The organism is Sporosarcina sp. P25 (genome assembly GCF_002743235.1).
Lineage (GTDB): Bacteria > Bacillota > Bacilli > Bacillales_A > Planococcaceae > Sporosarcina > Sporosarcina ureae_B.
This window is the reverse complement of sequence record NZ_PDYV01000001.1, coordinates 320,728-346,976: the sequence shown is the minus strand read 5'-3', so window position 1 is coordinate 346,976 and position 26,249 is coordinate 320,728. Positions and strand designations below refer to the sequence as shown.

19 protein-coding genes, 1 pseudogene and 1 other annotated feature are annotated in these 26,249 nt (G+C 40.9%); of the genes and pseudogenes, 4 read left to right on the top strand and 16 right to left on the bottom strand.

Annotation, left to right across the window (positions count from 1 at the left end; all coding sequences use genetic code 11):
• Window positions 1-89 precede the first annotated feature (89 nt).
• A complete protein-coding gene (locus CSV70_RS01560; protein WP_233191736.1) occupies window positions 90-764 on the top strand; it encodes a LytR/AlgR family response regulator transcription factor in 675 nt (224 codons plus the stop codon).
• Window positions 765-845: 81 nt separating this feature from the next.
• On the opposite strand, the gene CSV70_RS01555 is transcribed toward CSV70_RS01560, so the two are convergent.
• The 3 genes from CSV70_RS01555 to CSV70_RS01545 all read right to left on the bottom strand — a co-directional run bounded on the left by CSV70_RS01555 (window position 846) and on the right by CSV70_RS01545 (window position 6,602).
• Window positions 846-1,994: a polysaccharide pyruvyl transferase family protein gene (locus CSV70_RS01555; RefSeq protein ID WP_099629134.1), complete on the bottom strand. Its 1,149-nt coding sequence runs from the start codon at window positions 1,992-1,994 to the stop codon at window positions 846-848.
• 122 nt (window positions 1,995-2,116) lie between these two features.
• Window positions 2,117-4,387: an S-layer homology domain-containing protein gene (locus tag CSV70_RS01550; protein ID WP_099629135.1), complete on the bottom strand. Its 2,271-nt coding sequence runs from the start codon at window positions 4,385-4,387 to the stop codon at window positions 2,117-2,119.
• Window positions 4,388-5,132: 745 nt separating this feature from the next.
• Window positions 5,133-6,602, bottom strand: a complete 1,470-nt coding sequence (locus CSV70_RS01545; protein ID WP_099629136.1) for an O-antigen ligase family protein — start codon at window positions 6,600-6,602, stop codon at window positions 5,133-5,135.
• Between the two features lie 309 nt (window positions 6,603-6,911).
• On the opposite strand from CSV70_RS01545, the gene CSV70_RS01540 reads away from it, so the two are divergent.
• Window positions 6,912-8,936 (top strand): S-layer homology domain-containing protein, encoded by a 2,025-nt coding sequence (locus CSV70_RS01540; RefSeq protein WP_099629137.1) that lies wholly within the window; start codon window positions 6,912-6,914, stop codon window positions 8,934-8,936.
• Between the two features lie 321 nt (window positions 8,937-9,257).
• On the opposite strand, the gene CSV70_RS01535 is transcribed toward CSV70_RS01540, so the two are convergent.
• The 9 genes from CSV70_RS01535 to ilvD form a co-directional block, all read right to left on the bottom strand.
• Entirely contained in the window at window positions 9,258-11,522 is a 2,265-nt protein-coding gene (locus CSV70_RS01535; RefSeq protein WP_232319159.1) for an S-layer homology domain-containing protein, read from the bottom strand.
• Window positions 11,523-11,803: 281 nt separating this feature from the next.
• A complete protein-coding gene (gene leuD, locus CSV70_RS01530; protein ID WP_099629138.1) occupies window positions 11,804-12,388 on the bottom strand; it encodes a 3-isopropylmalate dehydratase small subunit in 585 nt (194 codons plus the stop codon).
• Between the two features lie 13 nt (window positions 12,389-12,401).
• The gene (gene leuC / locus CSV70_RS01525; protein WP_099629139.1) at window positions 12,402-13,814 is read right to left on the bottom strand and encodes a 3-isopropylmalate dehydratase large subunit; all 1,413 of its coding nucleotides are present in this window, start codon (window positions 13,812-13,814) and stop codon (window positions 12,402-12,404) included.
• 144 nt (window positions 13,815-13,958) lie between these two features.
• Complete coding sequence (gene leuB, locus CSV70_RS01520) at window positions 13,959-15,059, bottom strand: 3-isopropylmalate dehydrogenase (protein ID WP_085132929.1); 1,101 nt, start codon at window positions 15,057-15,059, stop codon at window positions 13,959-13,961.
• A 68-nt stretch (window positions 15,060-15,127) separates the two neighbouring features.
• Window positions 15,128-16,669, bottom strand: a complete 1,542-nt coding sequence (locus CSV70_RS01515) for a 2-isopropylmalate synthase (RefSeq protein ID WP_099660904.1) — start codon at window positions 16,667-16,669, stop codon at window positions 15,128-15,130.
• On the bottom strand, window positions 16,656-17,690 hold the full coding sequence (ilvC, locus tag CSV70_RS01510; RefSeq protein WP_099660903.1) for a ketol-acid reductoisomerase: 1,035 nt from the start codon (window positions 17,688-17,690) through the stop codon (window positions 16,656-16,658). The genes CSV70_RS01515 and ilvC overlap by 14 nt, the downstream gene beginning before the upstream one ends.
• 29 nt (window positions 17,691-17,719) lie before the next feature.
• Complete coding sequence (ilvN, locus tag CSV70_RS01505) at window positions 17,720-18,238, bottom strand: acetolactate synthase small subunit (RefSeq protein WP_085132926.1); 519 nt, start codon at window positions 18,236-18,238, stop codon at window positions 17,720-17,722.
• On the bottom strand, window positions 18,235-19,980 hold the full coding sequence (ilvB, locus tag CSV70_RS01500) for a biosynthetic-type acetolactate synthase large subunit (RefSeq protein WP_099660902.1): 1,746 nt from the start codon (window positions 19,978-19,980) through the stop codon (window positions 18,235-18,237). Before ilvB ends, ilvN begins: the two co-directional genes overlap by 4 nt.
• A 104-nt stretch (window positions 19,981-20,084) precedes the next feature.
• Window positions 20,085-20,335: a binding site (T-box leader), on the bottom strand.
• A gap of 2 nt (window positions 20,336-20,337) precedes the next feature.
• Window positions 20,338-22,005 carry a dihydroxy-acid dehydratase gene (gene ilvD, locus CSV70_RS01495; RefSeq protein WP_085132924.1) on the bottom strand — a complete coding sequence of 556 codons (1,668 nt, stop codon included), beginning with the start codon at window positions 22,003-22,005 and terminating at the stop codon, window positions 20,338-20,340.
• A 777-nt stretch (window positions 22,006-22,782) separates the two neighbouring features.
• Between ilvD and CSV70_RS16855 the strand changes: the two are divergent.
• Window positions 22,783-22,827: pseudogene (locus CSV70_RS16855) on the top strand (hypothetical protein); the annotation flags it as partial.
• Window positions 22,828-22,996: 169 nt separating this feature from the next.
• Here the strand turns inward: CSV70_RS16855 and CSV70_RS01485 are convergent.
• From CSV70_RS01485 to CSV70_RS01470, 4 genes are all read right to left on the bottom strand, one after another.
• Window positions 22,997-23,311, bottom strand: coding sequence for a DMT family transporter (locus CSV70_RS01485; protein ID WP_085132922.1), 315 nt, complete (start codon window positions 23,309-23,311; stop codon window positions 22,997-22,999).
• Window positions 23,274-23,660, bottom strand: coding sequence for a DMT family transporter (locus CSV70_RS01480; RefSeq protein WP_085132921.1), 387 nt, complete (start codon window positions 23,658-23,660; stop codon window positions 23,274-23,276). The genes CSV70_RS01485 and CSV70_RS01480 overlap by 38 nt, the downstream gene beginning before the upstream one ends.
• Window positions 23,661-23,741: 81 nt before the next feature.
• Window positions 23,742-24,326: a TetR/AcrR family transcriptional regulator gene (locus CSV70_RS01475; RefSeq protein WP_085132920.1), complete on the bottom strand. Its 585-nt coding sequence runs from the start codon at window positions 24,324-24,326 to the stop codon at window positions 23,742-23,744.
• A gap of 386 nt (window positions 24,327-24,712) precedes the next feature.
• The gene (locus CSV70_RS01470; RefSeq protein ID WP_099627734.1) at window positions 24,713-25,126 is read right to left on the bottom strand and encodes a cation transporter dimerization domain-containing protein; all 414 of its coding nucleotides are present in this window, start codon (window positions 25,124-25,126) and stop codon (window positions 24,713-24,715) included.
• A 345-nt stretch (window positions 25,127-25,471) separates the two neighbouring features.
• On the opposite strand from CSV70_RS01470, the gene CSV70_RS01465 reads away from it, so the two are divergent.
• Window positions 25,472-26,089: a YflT domain-containing protein gene (locus CSV70_RS01465; RefSeq protein WP_099627735.1), complete on the top strand. Its 618-nt coding sequence runs from the start codon at window positions 25,472-25,474 to the stop codon at window positions 26,087-26,089.
• Window positions 26,090-26,249 lie beyond the last annotated feature (160 nt).

Below are 26,249 nucleotides of genomic sequence, written 5' to 3'. Positions count from 1 at the left end.
CGACAAAAAGGCTTTTTTAGCGGATGAAAGAATGGTAGAATGGATGAAAGGGCATACATTGGAATAAAATTATATAAAAAGGGGATTTTATGAAGATTATGGAAAATATCGATATTCCAAAGAAAATTCTGAATCAATACGCTTCTGTATTAGAAGACTGGGTTCCAAAAGACGCGTCTATAGCTATCGCAGTATCTGAGCAGTATATTTATTATGTTCCAGGCATGCATGATATTCATTTGAAGGAAGGCCAGCATATCCAGACGGGCAGTATCGCGGAAGTTACGATCAAAGATCAGCGCAAAGTGGAAGTTGTCATGGATAATTCCCTTTATGGTACGTCTTACTTCGGTATTGGCTATCCTATTGACGTGCAGGGAGAAAATGGCGCGTTAATCATTATCCTTCCGCCTAACTTCCACGTACTCAAAAAAGCTCAGTTACAGTTCCTAACCGGGAAGAAAGATGATGAGTGGTTCCCCATCCCTTTAGACCAAGTCAGTTATGTAGAAAGTTTACATAAGAAAACGTGGTTTTACACAGCGAGTGAGAATTATAATATTAGTTTCACGCTGAAAGATTTACACCTTCGTTTGCCGCGGTATTTCCTACGTATTCATCGCTCATACATTATTAATATGAATTGTATTGAAAAGATTTCGCGAGACTTTTCTTCGAATCTTGTAATTAAACTAAAAGACGGTACGGAATTGCCAGTTAGTCAAACGTATGTGAATGAAGTGCGGTCGCTTTTAGGTTTTTAATATAAAAAAGACTGAACACCATTCCAAGTAATTCTCGGTTGGTCTTCAGTCGGAGCATATGACTCATTTCATATGCTTTTTTTATTTGTTCTTTTTAATTGCGGCCGTAAATTGTTTTGTCCCTTTCATCGCTTCTTCATATAATGAAGCGGAAAGTTCTGCGGTTTTTGCACATGTACCTTGCCAGTCTACTGCCAGTGCATCAAAAGCTTTAGTGAAGTGATCGTCCGATGTATGCATTTCACCAATTGGAATCGCCACATCTGATAGATCTGCAAGTTTCATGAAGTCTGTCACTTTATGATGGTAGCAGACCGCGATAACAGGTGTTGCCGTGCATGTTGCTAAAATCAACGAGTGCAATCTTGTGCCAATTACTATATCTTGTTCAGCAGAAATTTGCAGTAAGTCTACTGGTAATAAATTACGATCGATTATAGTCGTTTTTTGAGCTTCCTTCATTAAGGATTGAATATCTTTCGTAACATCGGCATCTTGTGGGAACTTTGTAGCAAAGAATGTGATTTCTACAGGATGTTTAGCCGCTAATTCATCTAAGTTTCTCGCCATTCCTTCTATATATTGTTGATAGATATCTTCTTTGCTTTCCGGCCAGTAGCCAGCATGATAATAGGGTACAGCTGTAATCCCGATTTTCAACGGACGATCAGCTGTCACTGTGCGCTCACGTTTTAATGAAAATGCCGGGTCCCCTATCACTTCCACAGGTTTCTGTACGCCTACTGACTTCAATAATTCAGCGGATTCAGGATCTCTCACTGAAATACTTTCAGCATGTTTGCTCATATACCGGATGAACCATTTGCCTAACTCACTGCTAAGAGGTCCTGCCCCACAGCCATAAATGACATAAGGGACACCAGAATTTTTAGCCATCATAGCGTATGATCCGTATAATGGTGCTTCGCGTTTATACAGATCCATTAGAATTCCGCCACCGCCTATAATCAACAAGTCGAAGGTTTTAACAATCTTTTTGTTTTGAAGGTATGTAGCACCGAACGTTTTCACTGCGTTGCCTTTTTTATAATATAAAGGTGCACTCATCACTTGATAGCGCTTCGCAGTTTGCTTCGGGTTATTGCTGAATACCGTAATGACGTCACTTGGGACATTGAACGTCGATGTAACTTGTGAAATAAGACTCAATAAAATGGCTTCATCGCCATTATTGTCATTTCCGTAGTTCCCTACTATTCCTATTTTCAATTTATACCATCCTCTGCAGTTCATTTGCTATAAGTATAGCAGAGTGACCTTTTATAGTGTATTCAAAAGACAGAGAAGCCTTCCAATCCAAGAACACACCAAGGATTGGAAAGCTTCTATTATTACTTTTCTATACTTCTATATAAGAACGCACTGAATTGAGCACGGTTGACCGGCTTGCCTGGCATGAATTCCCCTTTTTCATTTCCAGTTGTAATGCCGTGGTTTGCCAAAATATGAATTTGCTTGTACGCACCATGCTGTGGGGAAACGTCTATGAATTTCTTCGCAGACTCTCCTTCTAAATTATAGGCTTTGACTAAAATCATCGCCATCTGCGAACGAGTCAACTGTCCTGTCGGATTAAATGTCCCATCAGAATAACCGCCTACGATATTGGCATTGGCGATCGCACTGATTTCTTTGTAATAGCGATGTGTCTTTGGAACATCACTGAATTCTTTACGTGCTTCCTCTGCCGGTGATAAATTGAAAGCTCGGCTTAAAATCAATGCCGCGTGCTCTCTTGACAAAGTGTTACCCGGATTGAATGTTCCGTCTGTATCTCCATTAATAATACCTCGATCACGTAAGAAATAGATTTCTGTCGCGTACGCATACGATAAAGGTACATCTTTGAACAATTCTTTATTCGGATTATCTATAATAGGTGGCACAGGTTCCACTGGCGCAGGTGGGCCTTCAGTGGATTTCACTTCAACCGGTACAGAAATCACTTTCTTGCCAAGAGTCGCCTGCACTTGCCCTTTACCAACTGTTGTTGCCGTAAACGTTCCAGATGAAGTAATCGAACCAATATTACCTGTGACACTCCATACTAATTGGTGTGGTTGATAGATGATCGGTTTACCGGAAGCATCTGCCGGAGTAGCAGTAAATGTGATTTTTTCACCTGGCTTGACACTTGTTGCAGAAGACTTCACGTCGAGTCTTGCAGGTTGGTCAATGACCGTGATGGGGAAAGATTGTTCAGCTAATCCGTAGTTGACGCTGATGCGATCTTCTCCTGCCTGAACCGCTTTATATGTCAGACCTGTTCCTTCAACCGTTCCTTTTGCAGACGTCGTTTTCAATTGGGAAGCGCTCGGCACAATGGGATTATAATGCGCATCCAATACATGATTGATTTTCAAATCGGCTGTAGCACCGACCAACATTTCTCCCATTTGAGAGCGGGAAACACTCACATGTGCTGGTTGCCCAGTTGGTGCGGTACTTACCGCTTCGAGAATTGCCGAGATATTTCGTTGTGTCGAATTGGATGTACGATTAGCCAATACTACTTCGTTACTGCCATAATTGCGAATTCCCATCGTAGTAGACCCGCCACCGTCAAAGTTCAACGCGCGGTCATATCCTTGTGATACAAGATAATTTGCAAATTGGATCAATGTCATGCCGTTACTATATCCTGCTCTTGAATCAACGGTCACCATATGAACTTGCTTTTTATCTTTACTGATTGCAATAGCCGTTCTAGCCGTCTTTGCGGTCGCACGCCAGTTATTCGTATCCATCGTGATATGGCGTTGTCCGTCTTTCACAAGCATCGGCCCACTCGCCATCATAAATTCAGAGTCTTTCCATTTATCATCGATTGATAGATTCAAGGACAGCGGATCTCCAACAGCGACGGATTTGAATCGTTCCAATCCTTTTTTCCCATGGATAGATACAACAAAACCATTTTTCGGTATCGTTACTGCTTGCTTATCCCCGTAACCACGTACTTTGACCACTTTACCTTGAAGTTGCTGCCCATAATGGGTCGATGTGATCGGCGCATCTGTTTCAACGACTAATTCAATGCCGTATTCATTGGAACCGGTTGAGTTTTTCACATGCTGCGGAGTGAAGATGATGGTTTCATCCGCCTGACGCTCACGGTTAAGGCCCGTCATTTGAAAGACATTACCATTGACTCCCACTTCAATTCCTAGATTGAAATAATCAATTTCGGAAAGACCATTACTCGTCACACCAAATGCAATTGGATGGCTGACATAGAATGAACTTGCATTCGAGATGACACCACCATTAACGATTTCATTACCTTCGGACAACAGATACATCGGCATACCTGTGTTCATATCGAAAAACGAAGTGTTTACTGCACCTACAACGCGATGACCTTCTTTTGAATCGCGGTTTGCCAAAGTCAATGTAGGGGCTGTTTTCGAAATAGGTGCGGGAAGACCCATTTTCAATTTCGTGAATGGATCACTGAGATTCACGCCTATGTGATTGATGTGACTACTTGCTGAATATGTATAGTGAGAATAAGTAACACCTGAAGACACGGGGTAACTAGAAACAACTTTCGTGCTCGCCGCCGCTGAGAATGGCAATGAAATGAGCATAGCTGCTGACATAGCGGTAATGACTACCTTCCGCTTCGTGCGAGACAGCAAAGTATTTTGTACGATAACACAACTCCACCTTTCCTACTCTTATCAATCTCTAGTCTAACAAATAAGGCCTATGTTTTCATGCACCGTTTGAACGAAATAAGTAAAGAAAAGAAGAATTGTGGAAATTGAGAGAGATATAGGGATCTTATGAAGTGGTGGTTTGGATTTATGATGCTTATCACTTATTTTAGCTCGAGACGTGGATCTTTGGATGAAACAATGAGCGGGTTTTAGTCTGTATTGAGCGGTTACCGCGTGGCTTTGGGCGGATTCCAAACAACATTGAGCGGTTACCACGGGGCTATGAGCGGATCCCAAACAACATTGAGCGATTACCGCGGGGCTATGAGCGGATTCCAAACAACATTGAGCGGTTACCGCAGGGCTATGAGCGGATTCCAAACAACATTGAGCGATTACCGCGGGGCTATGAGCGGATCCCAAACAACATTGAGCGATTACCACGGGGCTATGAGCGGATTCCAAACAACATTGAGCGATTACCACGGGGCTTTGAGCGGATCCCAAACAACATTGAGCGATTACCACGGGGCTATGAGCGGATCCCAAACAACATTGAGCGATTACCGCGTGGCTATGAGCGGATCCCAAACAACATTGAGCGATTACCGCAGGGCTATGAGCGGATCCCAAACAACATTGAGCGATTACCCCGTATCTCCCCCCAAAAAAACCTACGAATGGATTAACCATTCGTAGGTTTCGATGTGTCTTGCTGCTTGCTAAACGCAACAAATGCACCAAGCAAGATAAAGTAAAACAATGTATACATCTTCAGTTCCCAAATATTATAGTACATTCCGGAAACGCCTGTTGAAAACCATAGTGCAATCATAAATACACCGAAATTCGTGTGACGTGATTTCCAGAAGTACCACAACATACTTAGTAAGAAGAGCGCGAAAATCAATACTCCGATTATGCCGGTTTCTGCAATCACTTGAATATATTGATTGTCTGAGTAGAAATACTTCCCACCGTAAATATCCGAATTGATACCATAATGGTCATAAATCGGTGACCCATACGATAATGTGGCTGAACCGCCGAATGAACCGAATCCTGTTCCCATTATAGGATGATCACCGAAGATCTCAAACCCTTTACTAATATAGAAAAACCTCCCGCTCTCAGTCATGAGCGCTAAGTTCTTCTCATCAAACGTTTCACCGAAGCGTCCCCCGATACTTCCCGCTCCGCTAGGCTTTTCATCAACTGTCACACCTAACTCTGTTATATATTGTACAGCTAAGTTTACTGGATAATATATCAAGATAATTGATGCGACACCTGCAATCACTAGTCGTTTCAGAAGATACCATTTTTTCGTCATAAGGATAAAGACAATACCGAACACCACTGCTGAAATCCAAGTTCCTCTTGAATAAGTAAGAACTAGAATACCGAAGAACAATACGAGTAATACACGGAATGTCCATTTGTATTTATTCTGCTGGTAAACATGTTGCAAATAAACGATCCCGATAATCCCGAAAAATAGGGATAATGCCAAAGAGTTCGGATTACCGGTAAGTCCGTAAATACGCACAGCATTTGTTGCAGATAAAACTTTATACTTCCATTCTTCAGGAAGCAACCACTGACGCAATGACAGTTTTTCCACTAAACCATGAAGCGACATCACAATGTTCAAAAACACTGTCACCCACGCAAGTTGTTGTAGCCATTTGTTCGTCAATGTCATTCTTGAAATGATGTAGTAAAGCAAATACATAATCAAAAATGTTCGAACTTGGAAAATAATAGAAGTCGGTGTAACATCGTTCAAGAATCCTACGATCGAGCCAAATAAAATAAAGGCAAAGTAAGACCACTCAAACCATTTGAATGTAAATAGAGAACGAATATTATGTCGGTACTGGAACAATGTCCACGCAAATACGACAAAAATAATTAAATCTCCTATTAACTTCATCCCACTATTCACTTCTAGCAAAAATGGTCGGATGTTGACGTAGATAACCAGAAATAGAATACTTTGCTGGGGTTTAATGATAGAAAATAGGACAAAAAATAAGGCCGTTCCGAGTAATGCTATCTTTGACGGCAGCAATAGTGCAATGATCATCACTGCTACTGCAATCAGTATGGTACTTGTGTTTTGTTTTTCTAATCGTTGTTTCCATATATTCATTAGTCTATAAAACCCTTTCTACGCTTGCTAGTTCCTTGTTGCATTATATCACTATCTAGGACGGAATAGTGAAAGCATTCGTTGCATCTTTTCAAATAATTGTAGATTGTCGTTTATTGTTATATTTGGTATTTCAACCTTCAAGCGTATTTTTAATAATTGGTATGCCCTTTTATCCTACCGTTCTAGTAATACCACTCATTATACAGGAATTAATTACAATAATAGTCTATTAATATACCAAAAGGTGCTTACCAATAATAGTCCTTTCTGCTACAATAGTAGGAGATTTATATAGGAGGTTTTGATTTGAAACGTTTGATTACATTACTGACACTTTCGCTTTTGGTAGCTTCTCCTATCTTCACACCAGTGGCAAGTGCAAATGATTTCACTGGTCATCAAATGCAGCAAGAACTGACATTTTGGGTAGATAAAGGCGTGATACAAAAGGATGCAAAAGGGAATGTCTATCCGAATCGTGCGGTCACGCGAGGAGAATTTGCTTCGTATTTGGCACGTTCACTCGAATTACCTGCTTCGACAAGATATACCTTTAAGGATTTAAAAGCAAATCATTCCCGCACTATTGAGATTCAAAATGCTGCAGGTGCTGGAATTTTAGCTGGATATCCTGATGGTACATTCAAGGCGAATCAGCAGATTACTCGACAGCAAATGGCAGGAATGATATTTAAAGCATTCCGCTTCCTTGATATCTCTGTCAATACACCTACAGTTCAATTTAAAGATAGCAAGAAAATCTCTTCGAACTTCATACCGGCTGTATCTGCGGCTTCTTCATTGAATATCATACGAGGAGATCAAGGGTACTTCAAACCGACAAGTAACGCAACGATTGCTCATGCTTCTGCATTTTTATTCCGTATGTTCGCAGTCGCTGACGGAAAAGGCAATACTCGTCCCCCAACGGATGTTGGCAGTACGGAAAACCCTAAAGTGCATAAAGTCAGCGCCATTTCCAACAATCAGCTGAATGTAACAAATGAATCATACCTCACGTTTGAAGATGCATTGGCAGCATATAATGCCTCTTCAAACATTCAGGCGATTTCCGTTAATAATACAATCATCAAAATGAAGTCAGGTCAGGCATTTGCTTCAGAAAACCCAAAGCAGTATACGTCACTATATAGCGACCCCACATTAAAAAACGAAGTGACATATATCCAGAAAGGGTATGAACTGGACTATGTAGGCAGTAGCGCAGAACGCGTTGTAGTAGACGTAGGCGGCTATACCTATTACGCAAAACACGATGAAATCGATCTAGTCCCTTCATTATTATCTAAAGGGGCAAGCCAGTATAAAGTAACAAGCGACGGCTTACTCATTCACCAACCATATTATCGTACGTACGATGCCAAGACGAAACAATATAAAGGCAGTTACGCAGAGTATACAGTAGGCCCAGCTTCTCCCGCAATGAAAAAAGGACAGACCTATACAAGTAACGATGGCGTTCATTTTAAAGAATTGAACGGTACCGCGACTATTACCTATTATCCGTATTTCCAATTCCAATCCGTGCGCCAGCCTTCTACTTACACTGGACAGGAACTGGATCGTTTTATTTCTAATGCATTACAAGCCAGACAAAAAACAGGTATTGCACGCTATAAAAATGCTACAACTAAGTCGAAATTAATCGGATTGGGTACGTATGTGAAACAAATGGAAAAACAGCATAACGTCAATGCGATGTTCATTTTAGCAACCGCTATACATGAGAGTGATTATGGAATGAGTGGCAATGCACAGCAGAAAAACAACATTTTCGGTATCCGCGTATTTGATTCTTCACCAGATAAAGGTGAAGTCTATAGTAATCCGACGAAAAGTGTCGATGCATTCATCACACGCTACATCAACTTAAACTATGCGAATCCACTCGGTGCTTATGCCAATGGTGCAGCTCCAGGAAATAAAGCTGTCGGCTTCAATATGAAGTATGCATCGGATCCATTCTGGGGAAGCAAGATTGCGGGCCATATGTGGCGGATCGATCAGTTCCTAGGTAATAAAGATGCGAACCAAGCGCAATTAGCTGTGATTTCCTATACAGGCAATACAGCAGTTAATATTCGGACAAGCCCTGAAACGGGGAATAAAAATAATATTCTATTCTCTTACAAGCCCAAGCATCCAGGTAATCTGGCAGCATTCGGCTATCCACTAATTGTTACGGATCGTACGACAGGCGCAGATGGTTTTGTTTGGTACAAGGTGCGTCTGGATATCAATCCAGGAACACAACAAATCAACGAACCATATGGCTGGATCCGTTCCGATCTAGTGACGCTTATTAATTAAATAGACCGTGAAACCACCATCTCCAGTAGCTTAGGATATGGTGGTTTTTAGTGTGGAGAATGATTTAAGAAGAAGAAATGCTCATAGTTCTGTGATATCCGCTCATAAACCTTCAAAAGTGCTCTACAATCCCTCGAAAACGCTCTATCTAACTAAGTAATCGCTCTATGAACTCAGCAAGCGCTCTATACACGTCAGTAACCGCTCTATTCATCTTCACCACGATAACTCCGAATCCACCTAAAACACCCATCCCCCTTAATTGCTCAGTAAAACAACAAAACACCATCTCCTAGACGAACGGAGATGGTGATGGCTTCATTATAATGCGTCTGTATACTCTTTACCTGCTGGCAATAAGTGAGACATGTTGATACGTTTCAAACCTTCTTTGATTTTCGTCGTATAACCTTTTTTCGTACTGTTCAAATAACCAGCCTTCGATTTAATCATCCGCTCAAATACTTTAGCTTTCGACTGATCGACTTGTGACCATTTTTCATAAGAATAAATTAAGTCTTCTAATGTCAGATGAACATAATCTGTTCCTGAAAATTGACCATTTGGGGCACGTTTGTACCAAATGTCCCCATTTGGACGCGTCCATTTCTTTTCTTCAAAGCGAATCGCTTTTTCAATGGCACTGGCATTTTCCAAATAGACCGGATCATTGAACTCCTGGAATGCAAGCAAGAGAATGTTCATGCCGCCAAGTAAATGATTCATTGACGTATGGGTCTTCACTTGTGATTTTGCCGGGAAGTAATCGGGAATATAATAGGCAGTTGGAGACAAGAAGTTTACATTCCCTTTTCTATGTTGCTGAACAAGCAAGTTCGCATAGTTACGTAAGCCTTCGTTGTAATCTTTATGATTGAATGCTTTGCCACCATTATAAAGGAATAGTGCAATCTGTTCATTGAAGCGTGTATCGACGAATGGTGCTGTAAAGCCATATAAATTCGTCAAATACGTACTAGTCACTTCAGTTTCCCAATACGGCTTACTCCCTCTAAAGATAGCTAAGTTCGTAAAGGAGTTATGCAAAATATCTTCATAATAGCGTTCTTTCGTTTGGTTGTATAACAACATGACACGATCTTCTTTTACTAAAAGTAAATTACGACCATATCCTCGCCCTGAAGCAGGCATCGGTTCGATAGTGGTTGCCATCTTATTGTATGGCCCTTGTGCTGTATACCATTTATTGCGCTTTTTATAGTTGGTAATGGACTCACGAAGCCATGAATCCAATCTTTCTTTTGACGAAAAGAGTTTTTTATTGGATGAAAGATACCATTGATCCACTACATCGTACCCTCTAGAGTTTAACTCATACACTGATACACGATTATCCCCCATAAGAATATTGCTGTACGATTCTTTCTCGTCCTGGAGCTCTCGTGTTCTGCTGACTGCACCATTACGGTATTTTAACTCAAGCTCACGTGAACGATAGGTTTTTGATATCATTTGCTGCCCAGTACCTTGTTGCGAAATCGTTTCAAGAACACCAACTGGCGAAGTAGCAATATCGAATCCGAATGTTTCATCCACATCTTTTTTCATGGGGAACTTATCGAAACGTTCCATCGAATTCGTTTTAATATCTCCATCAATTCGTACCAAGTCGACACGAATCGGCAGACGGTCAGGGTTTCTCAACTCTACGAATGTAAAGTAATCGCCATTTGGCAATTCGCGTTTCGTTACAGTGACTCTCGTATTTTTTCTTTCACTGACACCATAGACATAAATATGATCCGTTGCATGTCCATGGGCTTTTACTCGCTTAGCTGTTAAAGACATGAAATGGTTTGACCGCAAGTATGTCTGTCCTTCTTGCGTTAGGGGGACTTCCGTAAGAAATTGATTAAAACGTATCGGATCAAATTTCCCCATAGTTTGTATTTTATTGAAAACAATCGGTTGCTTTTTTTCAAGAAGTCCTGCTTGAATCATTGCTCTATGTAGGAATACAGCGAATGAACCACGGTTTACGGAAAGTTTTGGAGCAAAGGATCCGTCCTCCTTACCTGTGGTAATGCCGTGTTGCATAAGTACTTTGACGCCATATCTGTGAGATTCACTAATTTTATTCTCATCAGTAAATTGTACTTTTTCACCTGTGTCTTTTAATTTAAATGCATGAACTAGCACACTGGCCATTTGTTCACGTGTTAATTCATCACTTACACCGAAGTTACCATCGGGCTTTCCTTTAAATATACCTTCTTGATAAGTAGACATGGCACCGCGTAAGTAAGATGACTTTGCGCTGACATCCTTGAATATCGGCTGGTAGGGAGCTTCCGGTAATTTCAAGGCCGCAGTCAGCAAGTTTGCTGCTTGTCCACGTTTAATACTGATGCCTGGTCGGAATTGCAAATCTTGGTATCCGTTAATGATTCCTTCTTCCACGAGCTGCATTACTTCATCTTTTGCCCAATATTCATTCCCTACATCGGAGAAACGTTGGTTTACCGTTTCCGCTTGCGCATGTATTGGTAGTACAATGAAGCATAACATCACGATGAGAAAAGAATTAAAAATAGCGAATGTACTTTTCTTTGATGCGCTGAACATCTTAAAAATCAACTCCAGTCTTTGAATTTCTTGATTTTAGTATGTAGTTTCCTTCGACAATTATAGCATACCAAACATTTCATTTGGGCTTTCATTGTAAAGGAAGAATACTCCATACTGTAAAGCTGTGATACGTACTTAGACTACTTTTCAATTCATTGTAACCTCAGCGTACAGACGTAGAAAAATAGAAATAGTTTCAAAGTTTTACACTTTACCTTCACTATTTATGCCCACACGAAAAAACAGTTCATGCTAAGTAAGCGATGAACTGTTTTGAGTTATGCATGTTTTTGTTCGTACTCTGTAATCTTGTCCTCATATTGGAAGGTCAGAGAAATCTCATCCCACCCGTTCAACAACATCTTTTTATTATACGGATCAATATCAAAGCTATACTCCGAACCATCCTCACCTGCTACAGTCTGGTCCTCGAGACTCACTGTTAATGTATACGGGGCTTTTTTCCCTTTTTGTAGAAACTCATCAATTTCTGCAACAGATAGCCTAATCGGTAAAATGCCGTTCTTGAAGCAATTACTATAGAATATATCTGCAAAGCTTGGTGCAATAACAACTCGGAATCCGTAATCCAAAATTGCCCAAGGTGCGTGTTCGCGAGATGATCCACAACCGAAGTTATCATGTGCTACTAGGATAGTTGAACCATCGTATCGAGGATCATTTAACACGAACTCTTCATTTTTTGTACCATCTGCATTATAACGCCAGTGATAGAATAAATATTCCCCGAAACCAGTGCGCTCAATACGTTTCAAAAATTCCTTGGATATGATCTGATCTGTATCTACGTTATTTTTATCTAAAGGAGTGAGTACACTCTCTATTTTATTAATTGGTTCCATCTGAATACCCTCCTCAAATTTGCACAGCTGCTTCGATTTTACGAACATCTACGAAATGTCCATGTAGGGCAGCCGCTGCAGCCATGGATGGGCTGACTAGATGTGTGCGTGAGCCTGCACCTTGGCGTCCTTCAAAGTTCCGGTTGGATGTAGAAGCACAACGTTCGCCAGCTGGTACTACATCATCGTTCATAGCCAAGCACATACTGCATCCCGACTCTCTCCACTCAAAACCAGCGTCCAGGAAGATTTTATCAAGTCCGATCTCTTCTGCCTGCTTTTTCACTGTACGTGAACCAGGTACAACAATTGCAGTCACAGTCGGATGAACATGTTGACCTTTTACCACTTTCGCCGCTGCTTCCAAATCGCTAAGACGCGCATTTGTACATGAACCAATGAATGCGTGCTGAATTTCAATATCAGTTAACGCCATTCCTTCTTCAAGTCCCATATACTCCATTGCAGAACGAAGTGCAGATTTATCAGTTTCGGATACATAGTCTGCAGTCGTAGGGATGTTAGCCGATATTCCAGATCCCATCGATGGGTTCGTTCCCCACGTTACGAATGGTTCGATTTCATCTGCATGAATTTCAAGCACTTGATCATATTTTGCATCTTCATCCGTATTCAATGCGAGCCAACGCTCTGCTGCCGCTTCGAATTCTTCGCCCTGCGGTGCATAACGACGACCACGCAAATAATTGATTGTTGTTTCATCGGGACCAATTAAACCAGCTTTCGCCCCTGCTTCTATTGACATATTACAAATGGTCATACGTTCTTCCATTGTAAGTCCACGAATTGCTTCTCCTGTATACTCGACAATATGTCCAGTACCCACGCCAATTCCAAACTTTGAAATGATCGCGAGAATAATATCTTTAGCTGTTACGCCAAACCCAATTTTGCCTGTTACGCGAATCTCCATCGTTTTCGGTTTACTTTGCCATAATGTTTGCGTAGATAATACGTGCTCTACTTCACTTGTGCCGATACCGAACGCAATGGCTCCAAACGCACCGTGTGTTGATGTATGGCTATCACCACAAACAATCGTCTTTCCTGGTTGTGTCAATCCTAACTCAGGACCGATAATATGCACAATACCTTGGTCTGGATGTTGCATATCTGCCAATTGCACACCAAACTCTTCACAGTTTTTTTGAAGTGTCGTGATTTGTTTTTTTGCAATCGGGTCATTGATTACCGGTAAGTTCTTTGTCGGGACGTTGTGATCCATCGTCGCAAAGCAAAGATCCGGACGACGCACTTTGCGGTTTGCGAGACGTAATCCTTCAAATGCCTGCGGTGATGTGACTTCATGAATCAGATGTAGATCAATATACAATAGATCCGGCTTTCCTTCTTCTTCGTACACAATATGCTCATCCCATATTTTTTCAATAATTGTTTTAGCCATAATTGTTTCCCCTTCCAAGCCATTACCATAATAATGTGTGGCATCTGTTTCAACACGTCAGTCTGATCCCTACCTACACACAAAGGGCGCACCAGTTTCGGTATGCCCTCATGTGCATGTCGAGACTTAGACAGCGTTATTTTTTTAAATATACGAGTACATAATACTATTCGAAACGAACTGAAGATCCAATTCATCTACAATCTTATCTGTCCATTCTTTAGTCGTTAATGAACGTTGGTCTTTGCCAGCCAAATCTGCTGTAAAGTGACCTTCTTCGAATACTGTATTAACAGCCTTTTCAATGGCTGTCGCTTCAGTTTCTAATCCAAATGAATACTTCAACATCATTGCGACAGAAAGAATTGTCGCTGCTGGATTTGCTATCCCTTGCCCTGCTACATCCGGTGCTGAACCGTGCACTGGCTCGTATAAACCTAAACCATCTGAACGGACACTCGCTGAGGGTAATAATCCAAGTGATCCTGTAATTACAGACGCTTCATCACTCAAAATATCTCCAAACATATTCTCTGTAACGATTACATCGAAATAGGCGGGATTTGTAATTAATTTCATTGCTGCGGAATCCACTAATTGATGCTCTACTTCCACATCTGGATACTGCGCTTTTTTCTCTTCTACAATCTTTCTCCAAAGCTTACTGGATTCGAGCACATTCGCTTTGTCCACAGAAGTTACTTTGCCTTTACGTAGGCGAGCCAACTCGAAACCTTTGTCGACAATACGTTCGATTTCTTCACGTGTATATACAAGCGTGTCAACAGCTGATTGATCTGTATGACGGCTCGGTTTACCGAAGTATAGACCTCCAGTTAATTCCCGAACAATCATCATATCGACTTCTTTGACGATTTCTTCTTTTAAAGGAGAAGCTTGGATCAAAGAAGGCACAGCTGCAACAGGTCGAAGGTTTGCAAATAGATCGAAATGTTTACGTATCGCAAGCAACCCTTTTTCCGGTCGTAATTCAGATGGATTCTGATCCCATTTAGGACCACCCACTGCTCCTAGAAGAATGGCGTCGCTTGACTCACATAACTCGATTGTCTCTTTAGGAAGTGGATTATTCTTTTCATCAATCGCTGCTCCACCAATTAGTCCATATTCTGTATGGAATGTATGGTTAAAACGTCTGCCGATCACTTCCAATACTCTGACTGCCTCTGCTACTACCTCGGGGCCTATGCCGTCTCCGGGTAATACTGCTACTTTCTTTTCCATAGAACTTCTCCTCCTTGATCAATCTCGTATCACTCGATCGAATACTCTATCCCTTTGACATATGTTGCTTATTTTATTAACTCTTCTTTCCGCAATTGTTCGCGAACTAGTTGACGATTGATAGCATTCAAATAAGCTTTTGCAGACGCTTCTAATACGTCTTGCGCTACGTCCCGGCCTGTAAGCTCAAGTCCGTTATGTCTTAAGTTGACTACTGCCTCTCCCAGTGCATCGCGGCCTTTACCGATCGATGTTACACGATAATCCAGAATGAGTACTTCACCTTTAACGGCCAATTCCAGTGCGTTGAAAATAGATTCAACAGAACCTGCACCAGTCGTTGCCACTGTAACTGTTTCCCCGCTAGGCACTGTCGCTGTCACGGTAGCAGTCGGAATATTATTTGTTCCATATTGAACTTGAACATTATGCAATTCGTAAATTGGTGTATCCGTATCAGCCAATTGCTGTCCTGTGAATAGAACAAACAAATCATCTTCTGTGATTTCCTTTTTACGGTCCGCTAGTTTTTTGAAGTTATCAAACGCTTCATTTAATTGGTGATCAGTCAGTTCAAACCCCATCGTAATTGCCCGATCTTTGAACGCAGCACGCCCGGAATGTTTACCTAGCGCTAGTGGCATATCCGTTTCACCGATTAATTCCGGTGTAATAATTTCGTATGTTTCACGGTTTTTCAGCATGCCGTCCTGGTGAATACCAGATTCATGTGCGAATGCATTCTTACCGACAACTGCTTTGTTTGGCTGGATGACTACACCTGTCAAACGACTAACAAGCTGACTAGCTTTTTTGATTTCTTTTAGGTTGATTCCAGTTTCCATGTTGTAGAAATCTTTACGGATGTGCATGGCGACAGCAATTTCTTCTAATGCTGCATTACCTGCACGCTCTCCGATACCATTAATCGTACATTCCACTTGATCTGCACCATTCTCAACTGCTGCAATAGAGTTTGCAACGGCCATTCCAAGATCATCATGACAATGAGCGGACAGCTTAACGTTGTCTATTCCTGTTACGTTCTCTTTCAAGTACTTAAATAGAGCGCCATATTCTGCAGGTGTTGCATAGCCTACAGTATCGGGAACATTAATGGTTGTAGCTCCTGCCTCAATTACTTTATTAATAATACGTACCAGGTATTCCTTATGAGAACGGAAAGCATCTTCTGCCGACCACTGAACGAGTGGGAAATACTGTTTGGCGTATTTGACCGCATCCACGGCAATGTCCACTACTTCGTCTGGAGATTTCTTCAATTTATACTCCATATGAATCGGTGATGTGGCTAAAAACACATGGATATGTGGCTGTTCTCCGCCTCGTAATGCTTCCCATGATATATCAATGTCTTTCTTCATGGCTCTAGCAAGGCCTGTAACAGTAGAATTCTTTACTGTTTTGGCAATGCGTTGAACGGCTTCGAAATCACCCGGGGATGAAGCAGGAAATCCTGCTTCAATAACTGCTACCCCAAGTTTTTCTAGCTGACGAGCGATTTCTAACTTTTCTACTGTATTTAAATTAATACCTGCAGATTGCTCACCGTCGCGAAGAGTTGTATCGAAAAGATCAATTTTTCTCACTCGCTACCACTTCTTCCTCTTTTGATTTAGCTCCTTCGTTGATGAATGGCATCATAGAGCGAAGCTTCTGTCCTACTTCTTCGATTTGGTGCTTAGCTTCTGCTTCTTCGATTGCATTGAAATTAGGACGTCCGTTTTTATTCTCTTCAATCCATTCTTTTGCGAACTTGCCTGATTGGATGTCCGTAAGAATATCTTTCATACGTGCTTTTGTATCTGCATCGATTACGCGTGGTCCAGAAACGAAGTCGCCCCACTCTGCAGTGTCTGAGATGGAATAACGCATTCCAGCCATTCCGCCTTCATACATCAAGTCAACAATTAGTTTCGTTTCGTGCAATGTTTCGAAATAAGCTAGTTCAGGCTGGTATCCAGCTTCTACTAATGTTTCAAATCCTGCTTTAACTAATGAAGTCAATCCTCCACAAAGTACTGCTTGCTCTCCGAATAGATCTGTAACTGTCTCTTCTTCGAAAGTTGTTTCCAAAACGCCGCCACGAGCAGATCCGATGCCTTTTGCATACGCAAGGGCTACGTCTTTTGCTTGGCCAGATACGTCTTGATAAACTGCGAATAGTGCAGGAACTCCGCCACCAGCTTCGAATGTTCTACGTACAAGGTGTCCTGGTCCTTTTGGAGCTACTAAGAATACATCTACATCAGCAGGTGGTTTGATTTCACCGAAGTGTACGTTGAAACCGTGAGCGAATACCAATGATTTACCTTTAGCAAGAGCTGGTTCGATTTCTGCATCGTAGATTGCTTTTTGGTTTTCATCTGGAAGTAAGATCATGATCAAATCTGCTTTTTCAGAAGCTTCTTTTACTGAAAGTGTTTCTAGACCGTCCGCTTTTGCTTGATCGAATGATTTTCCAGCACGAACACCTACTACTACGTTGAAGCCTGAATCTTTCAAGTTACGCGCGTGTGCGTGCCCTTGTGAACCGTATCCGATGATTGCGATAGTTTTGCCTTCTAATAGTCCTTCATTGATATCCTGGTTATAATACATTTTTGTCATTTTAATTTCCCCCTAAGTGTGTGTGTGTTTTACTGTTTCAAAATTGACAGCTGTGGTGCTTGAACTTTTTGCATATCGCGGGCAAAGCCGGTTGCGCCAGTTCGTGTTAATTCTTTGATGCCATATGGTTTCAGCAAATCGATAAACGCTTCGATTTTATCTGGGTCACCCGTTACTTGGTACGTTACTACATTCTTTCCGGAATCAACTATTATCGGTCGGAAAGGTTCCACAATACTATTCATTTCAGAGCGAATCTGTGGTGGTGAGATGACCTTTACTAGCGCTAACTCACGTAACACGATTGCTTTGTCTGTTATATCTTTCACTGTAATAACATCAATCTGCTTTTGCAGCTGTTTTACAAGTTGTTCAATTTTCTTCTCATCTTCTACGTGAACTTGGAATGTCATCTTGGATCTGTTTGGCTGTTCCGTAGCGCCGACGGTCATACTTTCAATATTGAATTGACGCTTCATTAGCAGTCCCGTTACACGGTTTAATACCCCGCTCTGATTAATTACTGTTACTGTAATAATTCGTTTCACTGAGGACTCACTCCAATCATGTCTTGTAATCCTTTACCTGGAGCCACCATTGGATAGACGTTTTCACGTTGTTTCACTCGGCAATCGATCAAGACCGGCTCGTCAGATAATAGTGCTTCTGTAAATACTTTTTCAGCTTCTTCTAAATTGTGAATTCGATACCCTCTCAGGTCATATGCTTCAGCCAATTTAATGAAATCCGGTTGTACTGGAACTAGTGACTGTGAGTAACGTTCTTCATAGAATGTCTCTTGCCACTGACGTACCATACCAAGTGCACCGTTATTCAAAATGATGACTTTTACCGGAATACGCATTTCTTGAAGAAGCGAAAGCTCTTGTGCTGTCATTTGGAAACCTGCGTCTCCAACCACTGCAATTACACGATCTTTCGGTCTAGCAAGTTGTGCACCGATTGCCGCTGGGAAGCCGAAGCCCATCGTTCCTAATCCGCCTGACGTTACCCAGTTGTCGGGGTTATTAAAACGGTAATATTGAGCAGTCCACATTTGGTGCTGTCCAACATCTGTCGTGACGATTGCATCACCATTTGTAATCCGATGTATGATCTCGAGTGCTTGTTGAGGTAATAAAGCCTCCTCATCTGTTTGATACCAAAGCGGATATTTGTCTGCTAAACCATTTAAATAGCCTATCCATTCTGCTGTGTCCGGTGATTTGAAATCTGCCTTCAGCAACGCGGTTAATGCTTCTTTCGCATCAGCTACGATTGGAATTTCAGTCTCAACGTTTTTGCCAATCTCTGCCGGATCGATGTCAATATGAATCACACGAGCATTTGGCAAGAATGCGTCCAAGTTACCTGTTAAACGGTCATCAAAACGAGCACCGACATTGAGTAACAAATCACATTCACTAAGTGCGTAGTTGGCAGTTGCTGTACCGTGCATGCCAGCCATTCCGTAGAATAGTTCATGTTCTCCATGAATTGTACCTAAGCCAAGTAATGTATTTACAATCGGAATACGATGCGTTTCGACAAACTCCTTCAGCTCGGCTGTTCCTCCTGCATGGAGTACACCTGCACCTGCAAGGATCATAGGTTTTTTCGCACCAGAGATAGCTTTCGAAGCTTTTTGAATTTGCAGATAATTCGGCGTAGTAGTTGGCTGATAGCCAGGCAAATTCACTTCTTTACTCTCTTTTTCGACAGGAACGAAAATATCTGTTGCGATATTTTTAGGAACGTCGACAACGACTGGTCCTGGTCTTCCTGTAGAAGCAATATGGAAAGCTTCACGCATAATACGTGGAATGTCCGCTACACTTTGTACTTGATAGTTATGTTTAGTAATAGGTTGAGTAATCCCTATGATATCCGCTTCCTGGAAAGCATCCGATCCAATAACAGTGGTTGCTACTTGGCCTGTAATAACTACTAATGGAAGTGAGTCCATCATGGCATCTGTAATTCCCGTTACTAAGTTCGTTGCGCCAGGACCAGATGTGGCAATGACTACCCCAATTTTTCCGGATACTCTCGCATATCCTTCTGCCGCATGAATTGCGCCTTGCTCATGACGTGCTAACACATGGGGAATCGGATCGTTATATAATGCATCATAGATTGGGAGAACAGCTCCTCCAGGATATCCAAAGATTACTTCTACATTCTGTTCTTTAAGCGATTGAATCAAGATTGCAGAACCATCCATAGGTTTATTCTTAGCTTGTTCCGTTGGCATAGATGCAGTCTGTTTTTCTTGTACTTCAGCACTCATACTGAACTCCTCCTTACAATTTTCCACTATATTTATATTGGCCACTGACATTTTCACCTAAAAAAAAACCTTTTCATCCCACGCAAAGAATTCTTCTCTCTTTACATAGGGATGAAAAAGCTTTCATGGTACCACCCTAGTTCGTGACAATTGTCACCTTATGAAAAAGCAAGCCGAAGCTATACTTTCTCATTGCTAACGAGCCCGAATATCGAGCCCGGGACTGCCTAATCGGTATACCTTTTAGCAATCCACTCCGAGGGGATGTCGCAAATAGCTGTATTACCGGCTCGCAGCACCGCCGGCTCTCTGTGAATACATTTTCTATCTACTTTAACCTCATCAACGTTTTGTATATTAAATTTTCATAACTCCACCAGTACTTGCTGAAGTGACTAGTTGAGAATATCTAGCAAGATAGCCTTTTTTAATCTTTGGTTCGAATGGTTCCAGTGCATGGCGCCGTTCTGCAAGAACTTCATCAGATACTACCAGTTCGATCGTACGGTTTGTCAGATCAATGTCGATAATATCTCCGTTCTCTACAAGTGCAATCGGCCCTCCGGATGCAGCTTCTGGTGAGATATGTCCAATAGAAATACCTCGCGATGCCCCAGAGAAACGACCATCGGTAATTAAAGCAACTTCTTTACCAAGCCCTTTCCCCATAATTGCTGAGGTCGGTGCTAGCATTTCCGGCATTCCCGGTCCACCTTTAGGACCTTCATATCTAATGACGACTACATGGCCTGCTTTTACCGTGTCATTATCAATATTTTCTTGGGCTTCTTCTTGTGAATTAAAGACAATCGCTTCTCCTCTGAATTCCTTGATAGAGGGATCAACTGCCCCAACTTTAATGACAGAACCTTCAGGAGCAATGTTACCAAATAGAATAGACAGACCGCCTACTGGACTATGTGGATTATCTTTCGTTCGAATGACATCTGTATTGGTAATTTCATGTCCTGCGACATCTTCTGCAATCGTTTTACCAGTGATCGTAATACGGTCTTTATGGATCGCACCATCGATTTTACACAATTCATTGATAATTGCGCTCACACCACCGGCTAGATGAATATCATGCATAGAATAATCAGATGCTGGCATGATCTTCGATAAATAAGGTACTCGTTTAGCTACATCATTTACATCTTCAATGTTGTAATCAATTTCTGCTTCGTGCGCGATCGCTAATGTGTGAAGAACTGTATTAGTAGAACCACCCATTGCCATATCGAGTGCGAATGCATCGTCGATTGTTTCTTTTGTAATGATGTCTCTTGGTTTAATATCTTTTTCGATACAATTCATCAAGTGTTTCACTGCATCTTTGATTAGTACATGGCGTTCATTTGAAGTTGCAAGGATTGTCGCATTTCCTGGAAGAGCCATACCGAGCATTTCCATTAGAGAGTTCATAGAGTTCGCAGTGAACATGCCTGAACATGATCCACATGATGGACATGCATTTTGTTCAATGTCGAGCAACGCTTCAGCTGTCATGTTACCACTTTTGTAAGCTCCAACGCCTTCGAACACCGAAGTTAATGAAAGTGTCTCACCTGTTGCAGAAACACCCGCTTCCATCGGTCCTCCAGAAACGAATACAGAAGGGACATTTGTGCGAACAGCAGCCATTAACATGCCCGGTGTAATCTTGTCACAGTTAGGTATATAGAAGACTCCGTCAAACCAGTGTGCATTAATGACTGTTTCTGCTGAGTCTGCAATTAGCTCACGACTTGGCAATGAGTAACGCATACCAATATGTCCCATTGCGATTCCATCATCTACACCAATTGTATTAAATTCAAACGGTACGCCGCCCGCTTCCCAAATTGCTTCTTTAACTACTTCCGCGAATTTGTTCAAATGCATATGTCCTGGAATGATATCTATATAAGAGTTACACACTCCAATAAATGGTTTGTTCATATCTTTCGTTTTAACACCAGCTGCATATAGTAAGCTACGATGTGGTGCACGATCGATTCCTTTTTTAATCATGTCACTTCTCATTTGCAATCTCTCCTAAACTAATTGAACGAATCAATTGCTAATTACATTAATTTCATTCAGTTGAATATTCTGAACAGCTAGTGGATAATTCACCGCTATGAACTAGATTGCTGTAATCATATCTTGTATATGAATAAAGGTCAACCGTATTTTTAAAGTTTTTCGTTAATTGTGACTAATTTAAAACATCTGAATACGCTTACATACCCTGTATATAGCGATATATTGCATATCAAAATATCTTAATTTATTTTTTTATTTGGCCTTGTTACTTTCATTAAATAGAAGAAAATATAGGTAAAATCTTTATTCTACAAATAGAAGGCCATGCTTGTCCTTCCTATGACGATCCTTTTATTACAAATATTATGAAATAGAGTTCTTGCTTTATTTTATTCAATTTTGCTTATCCATCCGTTTATCAATTGCTGCAGATTGTAACTAACACTCTACTATACCTATTCAAAGGGGCGATACGTATTCATTAATTATGCAGAATACTAGTAGTGTATGATAAGTTTCGCTCGACAGCATTCGACATTTATATTTTGTTCATAACTCTATACACATTATACACCGCGTATCTTAGCAGTTTATGTAAACCATTCACATATTACCCACAGATTACCCACTAGCATTGTGGACAATTAGAACGCTTGTTCTTTTTATGAAAATTTGGTAAAGTAAGATATAACATCAAGAGAGAAGCATGCAGACTGATTACAATCAATTCATCCCAAAGGAGGCGGTTCTACTGTGTTACATTTATCGGATCAAATGCTACTCTATTCCTATCAACAAGCCCAAAAGTATCATCTAAATCTGGAGTTCATCCAAATGTTAGAACGCGAGATACGTAAACGTGCCTTGGAATCGATAAAACTCAGTAGCTGATCTTTCGGATACAATAAAACGGACATGCCTGTTAACATAGGCATGTCCGTTTTCCATTCTATACGTACACCTCCTTCTATAAGAAAGGAGATATATTTTATGATAACGCTTTTAGTCCAACTACTCCGATGACGATGAGTATGAGACTCACTACTCTACCTGTACTCTTCGATTCACCGAAGAACAGCATATTGATGAGTACGGCACCAGCTGTACCTACACCAATCCACACAGCATACGCTGTACTGACTTGCAAAAACTTAAAGGAGTTATAAAGAAAGTAGAACGCGATACCGAACCCTCCGTAGTATAGTAAGCCATTGGTCCATGTTTTATTTTCACTAAATTTCTTCAGCCCTATGACACCGGCAAACTCACTTATTGCCGCCAAAAATACTAGAATCCACCCCATCGTCTTCCACTCCCTTCAGCGCTTTCTTTTCATCCAGACCATCCGCTACCTTCAATCCCGCTACACCAATAACTAGAATGAAGATGAAGAAGATCTTCCCTATACTAATATGTTCACCGAAGAACATGACGTCCATTAATGATGTACCGACTGTTCCGATTCCAGCGAATATCGCATAGACCGTCCCGGTTGGTAAACCTTCACAAGCTTTCGTGAGGAAATGAAAATCTACAAATATAAAGCCGATGATCACTATCCAATGCCACCATTGAGTCGCTGTGTTAAATCCAAAGATCCATACTAATTCAAAAAAGCTAGTTAATGCGACATATAGCCACGCTTTACTCATACTATCCGCTCCAATTTAATTTTCGTCGTCCTTATGACTGACTATCATTCATTTTATCATAAAAGCTAACATTTGGCTATGTTAACCTTCCACTGTTTGAAATTGCAGTGCATGAGATAGGAAATCGAGGACTTCTTCTTTCTGTCTATCCGCTTCACTTTCATCATGTTGAGCATAAAGAAATACTTGCTCAGCAGTCGATTCGATAAGACCAATAATAATCTTCGCCGTCCGATCAGGTTTGATCGATTGACGAACCGCTCCTGCTTTTTTAGCGGCTTCAAGTTTTTCGCTAATCCATTCATAAAATGGCGCGTACACCGATTCCCACTCGCGAATATGCTCAGTTGAAGCTAGGCCGGAATATATAACAGCCAATATTTCGTAGTATTCTTTATTCACTTCATATATTGCATCTACCATCTGCTCGAACTGTTTGGCATATGATGCGTCGTGATCGACAGTGAGTTTGACCACATCCATCGTCTTGGCCACCATTACCTCGGCAATCGCAGGCATTAAAGATAGTTTTGACGGAAAATATAAATAGAATGTACCTTGCGCAATCCCTGCACGCTTAACAATATCCGAAATTTTAGTCTTCTCAATCCCCTGTTCTTTAAACACTTCTATAGCTGAATGTACAATAGCTGTTTTTTTTCCCAAATGAAATCCCCACTCTCTATCTATAGATTCTATTATTGTATCGCAATGATTCTTTTCTAACAATTTAACTAAATTTATGAAGCGGTAAGCTAATCAAAAAGTAACCAACTGCATAGCAACGATAATTATTATTTGATTCACTTAATACTCTTCAAATCTACCATCATTTGATGCAAAGTACACATCCAAACTACTATCAGATATTTCTATAGTGAAAACTTGTATGTGGCACGGGCAAGCTTTTGCCTTGGATCAAAATAGAAATAGAGGAGATTTTACTTCGCCTCGTCTATTGTTATATTATACTGATTCGCATTCACTAACATATCAATTAGTATTACCGATAAAAATACCGCCCTATTGTTAGGACGGCATCTTTACATTCATTATTTAACTGCCTTTGTTTCTTGTACAAATGTTTCTCCGCTTTTACGCGCTTGGATATCAATGCTATGTTCTGGATACTCTTTTTCAATACGTTCATAGTATTTTTTACTAACTTTTTCAGCATCTTCTTTTTTCATGTCTTCTGATACTTCAAAGTCTAGCAAGACGAAGCCACCTGCATCTTCAGTAATAATCAAACTTACTTCTGATACCCCTTCTTCTTTCCCAAACTCCTCTTTTAACTCATCATTAGTAGCTGTTGTCTCAGATTTATCTATAGGATCTTTAACGACATTTTCAGCTGGTTCGGTTTGTTCCTTGTCTACATCTGTTTCTTTTTCAGTATCCGCGTTACATGCTCCTAATAATAGAAGTGAAAGACTAAGCGGAGCCAATAGCTGTCTTTTTCTCATGATAAACCGACCCTTTCTATTGTTAACTATACTGTGTATCCTATCATATCTGTAAAACCTTAACAAATAAACCGATACTATGAAACGTACAGCTAAAGAGTTATGTAACGAAATGACCAGACACAATTATGAATCTTTTTCTTCGTTTCTATTCGAAATGACCATTGTAGAATGCATGCGATAAATTTTGGAGGTGGATGCAGAGTTCCTTCACTCTGTACAGACGATTTTTTTTACACTTGATCTTACATACCATCCCCCAATCTTTTTCAACGTTCGGCAGGTTTTTGAAGAACAATAAACGGGTATACTATGTAGAGCAACTATAAAGAGGGAGGCAATACAATGGATGAACTAATCAGCAAAACATTTATTGGTGTGTATTACAACGATGCTGACCTTCTAAGCAAAATAGAGGAATTAAAAGAAACCGGTTATCTTGATGACAATATTTATGTAATCGCTAAAAATGAAAACGATGTAGCCATGCTGCGCAGTAGAACGGGAGCAGACGTGTACTCCGCATATGATACGTGGACAGATCGTTTTATGGACTTCCTTACAGGCGAAAATCATATCAAACAAATGATGTATGGCATCGGGATGGATACGACCCAGGTAGACCGCTATTACGAAGAAGTGCAACACGGTGGCATGATGCTATATGTAGATGAAGGATGGGCTCTCAGCGTGTATTCGAATGACGAGACTTTTCAAACAGACAGATTATCGAGTCCTGTGCCTAGACCCATCACCGATTCCTCTAGAACGACAAAAACTATAGAATCTGAACCCTCATATGGTGGATATGAACCACTACAAAACGCTGCACATCCTGAAGTATTGAAGTCAACCAAGTCAGACGAGACTATTCAGACAAATGATCTTACTTCTGAAGAAGAGCGTGCTGTCTTATCTGAACAAATTGTAGAAGAAGATCCTCCTTCTTTTCCTAGAAAGTAATCTCATTCGCTACAAGCCTTCCTTTCTACAGGAAGGCTATTTTGCTTTGTTACAATCTGTTTACAAAGCACCATTCTTGTAACTCCTTCTTAATATGAACGTAATGTTTAACACTACATAGCTCGTGTAAGATATTATTTGCAGCTAGAGAGCGATAAAC